The sequence below is a fragment of the Streptomyces sp. GC420 genome, assembly GCF_009916105.1.
Lineage (GTDB): Bacteria > Actinomycetota > Actinomycetes > Streptomycetales > Streptomycetaceae > Streptomyces.
On record NZ_JAAAXQ010000330.1, the window covers coordinates 1 to 9151 of the forward strand.

Below are 9151 nucleotides of genomic sequence, written 5' to 3' on the forward strand. Positions count from 1 at the left end.
CACGGGGGTGGGGAGGGCGGCCGAGGCCGAGGGGGCGTGCACCGTCGCGAAGATGGAGAGGAATCCGGCGAGCGCGGCAATCACACTCAGTCGTCGACGCGCGTAGACACGAGACATGCGTACTCCCAGGGGGTGAGAGGCTGCGACCGCCCTCGGGGGTGGGGCGGGCGTGTGAAGCCCGCACAGCTTCGCGAGGCAACGTTTCGGCTTGATGGGCTTCAGGTAACAGAGTGGCGACATGGACACGTCACATCAAGATGTCCGATGCCCTGTCATCAAGCCTGTGGGCGTCGGCAATCGGGACCTAGTACTGCAAATATTGTCATTGCGGGCATCGCGGGGAGGGTGCCCGACCGGTGTCGCGTACACTTGTCCGAGCAGAAGGGGAGTAGCTCTTCGCCGGACCGTCGACATACTGCTGGGTTCTCCGACGAGAATCCGGCCGGCGCCCGGAGGCACACGGTCACCGTGTGCCAGCGAGACCTTCGGCAAGCAGTGTTGTCCGTACGAAACGACGCTGCCGTGCCGAAGCGACCCCTGAAACGGCAGGATCGGGCCCCGGGCCCGGGTCTCTCGGTACGGACAGCCCGACCGATTGAGGAATCACCCCCGTGCTCAGCATCACCGTCCTGGCGATCACCTTCGGTGTCGTCTTCCTCGCCGAACTCCCCGACAAGACCGCGCTCGCCGGTCTGGTGCTCGGCACCCGCTACCGCGCGTCGTACGTCTTCGCGGGCGTGGCCGCGGCGTTCGTCGTCCACGTCAGCCTCGCCATCGCGGCGGGCAGCGTCCTGACGCTGCTCCCGCAGCGGATCCTTGAAGCGGTCACCGGCACGCTCTTCCTGGCGGGGGCGGCGATGCTGTTCCTGAAGAAGGACGAGGAGGAGGGGGAGGTGCGCAAGCCCGGCGACCAGTCATTCTGGAAGGTGTCGGGGGCCGGTTTCATGCTGATCCTCGTCGCCGAGTTCGGCGACCTGACCCAGATCATGACCGCCAACCTCGCCGCACGCTACGACAACCCTGTCTCCGTCGGCCTGGGAGCCGTGCTCGCGCTGTGGTCCGTGGCCGCCATCGGCATTCTGGGCGGCCGTACGCTCATGAAGTACGTCCCGCTGAACCTGATCACGAAGATCGCGGCCCTGGTGATGCTGGGGCTGGGTGTCTTCAGCTGGTACGGGGCGATCGCGGGCTGAGCCGTGGGGCGGGGTGCCGGGCCGGCACCCCGTCGTCGTCGCGGGCCGTCGCGGGCCGGGCCGGCCCGCGGGGGTGCTGCGGCCCCCTGGCGGGGGCGCCGGGCTGCCCTGGGGTCGCCGGCCGCTTCGGCGAGGTGCGGTCTGCGGCCGGGGCTGCGGGTGCGGCGACCCGACCCCGCGGGGGGACCGGCCCGGCCGGTGCCTGAGTGGCTGCGGGCCGCCGGAGGCGGCAGGCGCGGCGGTCGTCATGGGGCGGCTCCGGCGTGGCGGAGGCGCGGCCGGTCGGGTGCGGACCGGTCGGGTGCGGACCGGTCAGGCGCTGATCGTCAGGCGGAGCGACCCGTCCGGGGCCGGGTCGACGCGGACGTGGGTCAGATCGGGGGCCAGGGCGTCCGGGGCGTGGGCCGCGGCGCGGGCGCCGATGCCGAGGACCGGCATGCCGGCCGCCCGGCCCGCGGCGATGCCGGCCTCGGAGTCCTCCAGGACGAGGCAGTCGGCGGGGGCGAAGCCGAGTTCGGCGGCGCCCTTCAGGAAGCCCTCGGGGTCCGGCTTGCTGACTCCGACGCGTTCGGCGGTGACGCGGACCGCGGGCATGGGCAGGCCGGCCGCGGTCATCCGGGAGCGGGCGAGGGCCTCGCTCGCGGAGGTGACGAGTGCGTGCGGCAGTCCTTCGAGGCGTGCCATGAAAGCGGGCGCGCCCGGTACGGGAACCACGCCCTCGGTGTCGGCGGTCTCCTGGGCGAGCAGCTCCCGGTTCTCCGTGTGGTTCAGCTCCGCGGGGCGTCCGGGGAGCAGGATCGCCATCGTGGCGTGGCCCTGGCGGCCGTGGACCACCCTCAGGGCCGCCTCCGGGTCGATGCCGTGCCCGACGGCCCAGCGCCGCCAGACCCGCTCGACGACCGCGTCCGAGTTGACGATGGTCCCGTCCATGTCCAGGAGCAGGGCTCGAGTGGTCAGGACGACGGACACATGGCCTCCAGAGGCAAAGGACACCAAGCGGTCCCGCCCGCCGGTCAGGGAAACACGGGCGGAACCACTTTGTTCCTCAACCATACAAAACGAGGGCGTCCAGCGCCACCCCTCACTGCCGGGAACACCTCCGACGGGCCGTACCGGGACGGAACCTCCACGATGGGTACCAGGACCGTTCCGCGGAACCGAGGAGGCGTCCATGGCTCAGCAGGTGAGCGGCCCCGCCGTCGCGCCGGACGGGCCGGGGGCCGGGCGCCACCGGCGCCGGGTGGCCGCCGCGATCGGGGCGCTGCTGCTGGGCATGCTGCTCGCCGCCCTCGACCAGACGATCGTCTCCACCGCGCTGCCCACGATCGTCAGCGACCTCGGCGGCATGGACCACCTCTCCTGGGTGGTCACCGCGTATCTGCTGGCGTCCACCGCCGCCACACCGCTCTGGGGCAAACTCGGCGATCTCTACGGCCGCAAGAAACTCTTCCAGGCCGCCATCGTCATCTTCCTGATCGGCTCCGCACTGTGCGGCATCGCCCAGAACATGGCGGAACTCATCGGCTTCCGCGCCATCCAGGGCCTCGGCGGCGGCGGCCTGATCGTGCTCTCCATGGCGATCGTCGGCGACATCGTCGCCCCCCGCGAACGCGGCAGGTACCAGGGGCTGTTCGGCGCCGTCTTCGGCACCACCAGCGTGCTCGGCCCGCTGCTCGGCGGGCTCTTCACCGAACACCTCAGCTGGCGCTGGGTCTTCTACATCAATCTCCCGGTCGGGATCGTGGCCCTCCTGGTCATCGCGGCCGTCCTGCACATCCCGGCCCGCGCGGCCCGGCACACCATCGACTACCTCGGCACCTTCCTCATCGCCTCCGTCGCCACCTGCTTCGTACTGGTCGCCTCCCTCGGCGGCACCACCTGGCCCTGGGCCTCCGGGCAGATCGTCTCCCTCGCAGGCCTGGGAGTCGTCCTGCTGCTCGCCTTCCTGCACGTCGAGCGGCGGGCCGTGGAACCCGTGCTGCCGCTGAAGCTCTTCTCCGTCCGCACCTTCAGCCTCGCGGCCGTCATCAGCTTCGTCATCGGCTTCGCCATGTTCGGCGCGATGACCTACCTGCCGACGTTCCTGCAGATCGTCCAGGGCGTCTCACCCACGATGTCCGGCGTGCACATGCTGCCGATGGTCGCGGGCATGCTCATCGCCTCCACGGGCTCCGGCCAGATCGTCAGCCGTACCGGCCGCTGGAAGGTCTTCCCGGTCGCGGGCACCGCCGTCACCGCCGTCGGCCTGCTGCTCCTGCACCAGTTGACGGAGTCCGTGTCCGTCCTGGAGATGGCCACGTACTTCTTCGTGTTCGGCTTCGGGCTGGGCCTCGTCATGCAGGTCCTGGTCCTCATCGTGCAGAACGCGGTGTCGTACGAGGACCTGGGCGTGGCCACCTCCGGCGCCACTTTCTTCCGCTCCATCGGCGCCTCCTTCGGAGTCGCGGTCTTCGGCACGGTCTTCACCAACCGGCTCGACGACAAACTCGTCGCCGCCCTCGCGGGACAGCCACTGCCGCCGGGGGTGACACCGGCCGCCCTCGAGGCCGACTCCCGGGTCATCTCCCAGCTGCCCGCCACCCTGCGGCCCGCCGCGATCAACGCGTACTCGACCGCCATCACGGACGTCTTCCTGTACGCCGCCCCTGTCGCCGTGGTCGCCTTCGCCCTCGCCTGCTTCCTGAAGGAGGACCGGCTCCGCGGCACCGTCACCGCGCCCGACGTCTCCGAGACCCTCGCCAGCAACCCCGTGGAGCGCTCCTCCCGCGACGAGGTCTGCCGCGCCCTGTCCCTGCTGGAGACCCGGGAGGGCAGGCGCGAGATCTACTCCGAGATCACCCGGCGGGCCGGCTACGAGGACATGCTGCCGGCGGCCGGCTGGCTGCTGCTGCGCATCAAACGCCACGGAGAGGTCGAACCCGCACTCATCGCCGACCGGGTGACGGTGCCGTTCCGGGTGATCAGCGAGGCGGCGCGACAGGTGGAGGAGGACGGATACGCGGAGCGCCGGGGGTTGGGGCTGGTGCTGACAGCCAAGGGACGGGTGGCCGCGGAGAGTCTCAACGCGGCGCGGGAGGAGTCGATGGCCGAACTGCTCGGCGACTGGTGGGGGCCGGACCGGCCCACGGACCTGGTGCGGCTGGTCCACGAGCTCAGCGAGGAACTGTGCGGCAGCGACGAGGAGAGCCCGCACGAGACCCGTGCGCGCCGGACCCGGACCCGTCCGCGCTGAGCGCTTACCGTCCCGCCGCGTACCGCAGGAAGTCCGCCCAGCCGGTGGCGCCGACGGTGAGATGCGACCTGGTGACGTCCTTCGAGTCCCGCACGAGCACGGCCTGCCCGGCGGAGGCGACCTCGACGCACGCACCACCCTCTCCGCTGCTGTAAGTGCTCTTGAACCAGGCGAGGTCGGCGGCGTCGATGCGCTGATGAGCGTTCACAGTTCTCCCAAGGTCTTCTCGACCAGCGTCAGAGACTCGCGGGGATTGAGAGCCTGACCGCGGATGCTTCCGTATCGCGCCGCCAGGATACGTACTTCCTCAGGATCTGTGACCAGCTTGCTGGTGTTCTGAATCTCCAAGTAGCCGACCTGATGGCGGCCTTTCGGCGTGAGAAGGATGAACGGACCTCCGAGGCTGGGGTGCTCCGGCCGCTCGGTCGGCATGACGTGCAGCTCGACGCTGCGCAATGCGGCGGTCTCAAGCAGCCGTCGCAGCTGCTCGCGATGGACGGCGCGCCCGCCGATGGGTCTCCTGAGAACTGATTCCTCGATGGTGAACGTTGTCAGTGGCGGAGGCCAACGAGTCAGAATCTCCTGCCGCTCGAGCCTCGCGATGACGCGCTGCTCAACCACATCATCAGGTAGGAGGGGCTGTCGGCTGGTGAAGACCGCGCGCGCATGGTCCTCGGTCTGAAGAAGCCCAGGAAGAGCCAGGGAACTGTAGTCGTGGAGTTCGACGGCCTCCCGTTCCAGCCGGGCGTAGTCCTTGAACCACGTTGGATGCCTCACCCGTGCCCGGGTCTTCGCCCGCTCCAGGTCTTCCTTCGCCGCCCGCAACAACCCGCCCGCGCCGAGCAAATCGTCCGCCGCGTCCAGGAGCTCCGGCCGGGGAGTCCTGCGTCCGCACTCCACGGACCGGATCAGGTCCTCGCTGTAGCCCAGCCGGTCGCCCAACTCCCGCTGTGTGAAGCCCACCCGTTCCCGCAGCAGGCGCAGCTGGCGGCCGATGACGCGGAACAGGTCGGCGGCGTCCTCCGCCTCGTCAGCGTTTCCCGCAGGGCCGGTGAGTTCCATGGGCGCCCCCAGTGCTGCCTGTGTCAGTACGTCGAGGCCGCGCACCGGCCTCACTCTCCGTCACGGTAGAGCGCGGCCCGAAGCCCCGCCGGGCGAAGGCCGAAAAGCCACTCCTCCGTGCGACTCGGACAGCGCTGCCCCAGGCCGGCCGGCGGCTGCGTCGGGAGAGCCTGTACACGCAGTCGACCGTACCGGTACGTACCCCACTGGTACCGATGTCGTTGCTGGTCAGGGACTTGTCGCCGGGCAAGGCTGGAGGCGTGACGAGTGAATCCGTACAGAGCGCACCGGTCCTGCAGGGCTCGCCGGTGGCGCAGTTCACCCAGCTTCTCAGCGCCACGAGGCGCGGTGCCCGTCTCGCGCGGCTGCTTGCGATCGAGCAGGTCGTGGGCTGGGGCTGGCCGCGCGACGGCGAACGGACCGACGCCGCCGCGCAGGTGGTCGCCGAACCGGCGGCCAACGCGGCCGTCCACGGCGGTCTGCCCGGACGGTGCTTCCGCCTCGGGCTCGCGCTCCTGCCGTCCGGCAGTGTGCTGGTCGAGGTCACGGACCCACGCGGTGAACGGCTCCCTGCCGTGGGCGGTGGGTCATGGGACGGGGAAGGGGGCCGTGGGCTGGTCCTGGTCGAGGCTCTGGCGGCGAGGTGGGGCGTGCGGCCGTACCCGCCGTCGGGCAAGACGGTCTGGGCGGTGTGCGGGAGGGAGGCAGCTTGACGTGTTCCCGGTCGAGCCGTCGTCCGACTGAGAAGGTCACGCCGGCCGGGACGTGACGTGACCGTCCGACCAGTACTGGGAGCGTCTCGGTAACGGACAAGGGGCCCGCCGGCCGTGATCGATGGGCCGGTCGCGGCCGTCCCGTCGGCACTGTGAGGCTGTGGCTGGGTCCTGCCCGGCATGAGTTCGGCCGGTAGGGGCCCGTGGTGTGGTCAGGGCGCCCGGCTGGTCAGCCGGCCAGGGCGGCGAGCTCGGATGACCGGTCGGGTGAATTGCCGCTGCGGCGATCGAGCCGATGGCCCATTCCCGTTTGTAGCCTCCCCCCAGGGGTGATGAGGTCGATTCCCGGGGGCTGTCGACGACCTTCGACCAAGGGAAGAGCATGAGACGCTTCGCCGCACGGGCCGCTCTGGCGTGCCTGTCCACCGCCGCTGCCGCCGCGGTGCTCACCTGCCCCGCATCCGCCACCGCGCTGTCCGTACCGGCCGGCGGCGCTTCCCGCACCGCCGTCACGGCCGCACTCAACCCCCAGACACTGGCCGACCTCGACACCTCCATGCGCGGCGAGGCCTATGCCAACGCCTCCTACACCTTCTACGCCGCCCAGGCCGACCGCGAGAGTCTTCCGGCCACCGCACGGCTGTACCGCAAGACGGCATCGGTGGAACTCGACGAGCACTTCCGCGAGGAGGCCGACCTCGCCGGAGTGGTCGGCACCGACGCGGACAACCTGCGCGACGCCATCTCCGGCGAGACTTACGAGACGAACACCATGTATCCCACCTTCGCCCGGCAGGCCGCGGCCGACGGCGACCACGACGCCGCCGCGCTGTTCACCGAGATCGCGCAGGACGAGGCACGCCACCTGGCGGCGTTCCGAGCGGCCCTGGAAGTCGTCGAGACCGGCCGCGGCCGAATCCCCGCCCCGCCGCCCGTCGACACCGTCCAAGTCCCCGCAGGCGGCCCGCAGGTCCACTCCGCCCGCACCCTGGCCAACCTCGACACCGCCATGCACGGCGAAGCCCTCGCCCACGCCCGCTACACCCTCTACGCCGACCACGCCGCCGACCACCTCCCCGCCCTGGCCCGCCTGTTCCGAGGGATCGCCCAAGTCGAGCTGCGCGAGCACTTCGCCGGCGAAGCCGTCCTGTACGGCCTGGTCGGCACCACCCGGGCCAACCTGACCGAGACCATCGCCGGCGAACGCTACGAGGCCAGGGTCATGTACCCCACCTTCGCGCGCCGTGCCGACGCCATCGGCGACCACCAGGCCGCCCGCCTGTTCCGCCACAACGCCGTCGACGAAGCCGGGCACGCCCGGGCCTTCCAGCGGATGCTCAACCACCCCCACTGACACACCCCACCACCCGCTCCGGCCCCAGCCCAACGCGCCAGGCAGGCGGGCGCCTGTGTCACTTCGGGCGCTCGACCCGCACCAGGTCCTTCTGCTGCCGCCGTCGCCGGACGACGGGCTGCCCGAGGGCCACCTGGCCCGGTTCGTCGCCGACCTGGTCGACGAGGTGCTCGACGTCGGGCCGGTCCTGGCGGACTACACGGAAAAGCCCGGGCCGCGGGGCGCCGGCGGCTCCTGCGCGCGGGTGATCCGCTTCTCGAAGAAGTGCTCGGCGTACGGATCGTCGTGGTAGGGCGGGATCTCCGTGTAGCCGCAGCCCGCGTACAGGGCGCGTGCCTCGACCAGGTCGCCGCGGGTGTCCAGGCGCAGCCGGCGCGCCCCGAGTCCGCGTCCCGCCTCCTCGACTGCCCTGAGGAGCGGCCGCGCGCCGCCCGTGCCCCGTGCCCGCGGCCGGATGTACACCCGCTTGACCTCGCCCGTCGTGGCATCCAGCATCCGCACGCCGGCGCAGCCCATGGCCTCGCCGGCGTAGCGGGCGACGATCAGACTGCCGGTGGGAGGCACCAGTTCGCTCCACGACGCGGCGGCGATCTCGCGCTCCAGTTCCCCAGGATCCGTCGCGTGCCCCTGGTGGAGCCGGTACCAGCGGTCGCTGACCTCCGTGTAGTACGCCCGCCAGAGGTCCACGGCGTCGGGCGAGTCGTACGGCTCCGGGGCAAAGGTCCATGTGGTCATGCGGGGCATTCTCGGTTCGCGGGCCCGATGCCGCTCCGGAATTTCCGCGACCGGTGGCGGCAAGGCGTCACCCTCCGTTGCCAAATGTCGCTTGATGTAATGAATGAGTGACGTTCTGTGGATGCCCGGCCGCGGCGAGGGCAGAAACTTTTCACAGCAGCACCCGGTTTCGATCGGCAGCGCCGGACCTCGCGACGGCGGCACCGGACTTCCGGGGGAACACCCGACTTCGTGACGGCGGCACCCGGCGCGGAAGCCGGTGCCCCGGCGCCCTGCCCGAGCCGGACGCTGCCGCAGGGGCAGGCCGACACCGCAGTCTCCGGGGGGAGAACCGCACATCATGCCGTCAAGCACACCGCCGGTCGCAGGCCCGCGCACCGGCTCCCGCACGGCCGGGTCACGGGCCGGTCAGCGCGCCGGGGTCCGCAAGGGACCGGCCGCCGCCCCCGGGAACGGCCTCGGCGCCGGAGCGGGCCCGGAATCCGCCGCGGGCGCGGGTACGAGCACGGCCGCGGGCCCCGGCCCCGGCGACACGGCTCCGCGGACCCGGAAACGCAGGCCCAACGCACGGCTCGCCGCCCTGCTCGCCGAGACCGGCTGGACCGGCCCCGCCCTGGCCCGTGCCGTGAACGCGCTCGGCGCGCGCCAGGGGCTGCCCCTGCGCTACGACCGCACCTCCGTGGCCCACTGGCTGGCCGGGTCCCGGCCGCGCCCGGCCGTCGCCTCCCTCGTGGCACAGGCACTCTCCCGCCGCCTCGGCCGGCTCGTCACGGTCGCCGACGCGGGCCTAGGGCCCCCGCACCCCCGGCCCGGCGCCCCCTTCCAGATCGCCGACCCCGGCGCGCGGCTGCTCGAACTGTGC

8 protein-coding genes and 1 pseudogene are annotated in these 9151 nt (G+C 71.6%); 5 read left to right on the forward strand and 4 right to left on the reverse strand.

Annotated elements, in window-relative coordinates; all coding sequences use genetic code 11:
- The first annotated feature begins 611 nt into the window (after positions 1-611).
- The gene (locus GUY61_RS29900; protein ID WP_166633372.1) at positions 612-1193 is read left to right on the forward strand and encodes a TMEM165/GDT1 family protein; all 582 of its coding nucleotides are present in this window, start codon (positions 612-614) and stop codon (positions 1191-1193) included.
- Positions 1194-1505: 312 nt separating this feature from the next.
- On the opposite strand, the gene GUY61_RS29905 is transcribed toward GUY61_RS29900, so the two are convergent.
- Positions 1506-2162 carry an HAD-IA family hydrolase gene (locus tag GUY61_RS29905; RefSeq protein ID WP_313896937.1) on the reverse strand — a complete coding sequence of 219 codons (657 nt, stop codon included), beginning with the start codon at positions 2160-2162 and terminating at the stop codon, positions 1506-1508.
- A gap of 202 nt (positions 2163-2364) precedes the next feature.
- Here GUY61_RS29905 and GUY61_RS29910 point away from each other — a divergent pair, with 202 nt between their 5' ends.
- Positions 2365-4425 (forward strand): MFS transporter, encoded by a 2061-nt coding sequence (locus GUY61_RS29910; protein WP_166633374.1) that lies wholly within the window; start codon positions 2365-2367, stop codon positions 4423-4425.
- Positions 4426-4429: 4 nt separating this feature from the next.
- Here the strand turns inward: GUY61_RS29910 and GUY61_RS29915 are convergent, their stop codons facing one another.
- Positions 4430-4633, reverse strand: a complete 204-nt coding sequence (locus GUY61_RS29915) for a DUF397 domain-containing protein (RefSeq protein WP_313896938.1) — start codon at positions 4631-4633, stop codon at positions 4430-4432.
- Positions 4630-5487, reverse strand: a complete 858-nt coding sequence (locus GUY61_RS29920) for a helix-turn-helix transcriptional regulator (protein WP_166633377.1) — start codon at positions 5485-5487, stop codon at positions 4630-4632. The genes GUY61_RS29915 and GUY61_RS29920 overlap by 4 nt, the downstream gene beginning before the upstream one ends.
- A 260-nt stretch (positions 5488-5747) precedes the next feature.
- Between GUY61_RS29920 and GUY61_RS29925 the strand changes: the two genes are divergently transcribed.
- Positions 5748-6200, forward strand: coding sequence for an ATP-binding protein (locus GUY61_RS29925; protein WP_313896939.1), 453 nt, complete (start codon positions 5748-5750; stop codon positions 6198-6200).
- A 382-nt stretch (positions 6201-6582) separates the two neighbouring features.
- Positions 6583-7554: a ferritin family protein gene (locus tag GUY61_RS41335; RefSeq protein ID WP_279576874.1), complete on the forward strand. Its 972-nt coding sequence runs from the start codon at positions 6583-6585 to the stop codon at positions 7552-7554.
- Between the two features lie 195 nt (positions 7555-7749).
- Here the strand turns inward: GUY61_RS41335 and GUY61_RS29940 are convergent, their stop codons facing one another.
- Positions 7750-8298, reverse strand: a complete 549-nt coding sequence (locus tag GUY61_RS29940) for a GNAT family N-acetyltransferase (RefSeq protein ID WP_166633375.1) — start codon at positions 8296-8298, stop codon at positions 7750-7752.
- A gap of 331 nt (positions 8299-8629) precedes the next feature.
- Here GUY61_RS29940 and GUY61_RS39345 point away from each other — a divergent pair.
- A pseudogene (locus tag GUY61_RS39345) lies at positions 8630-9151 on the forward strand (hypothetical protein); the annotation flags it as partial.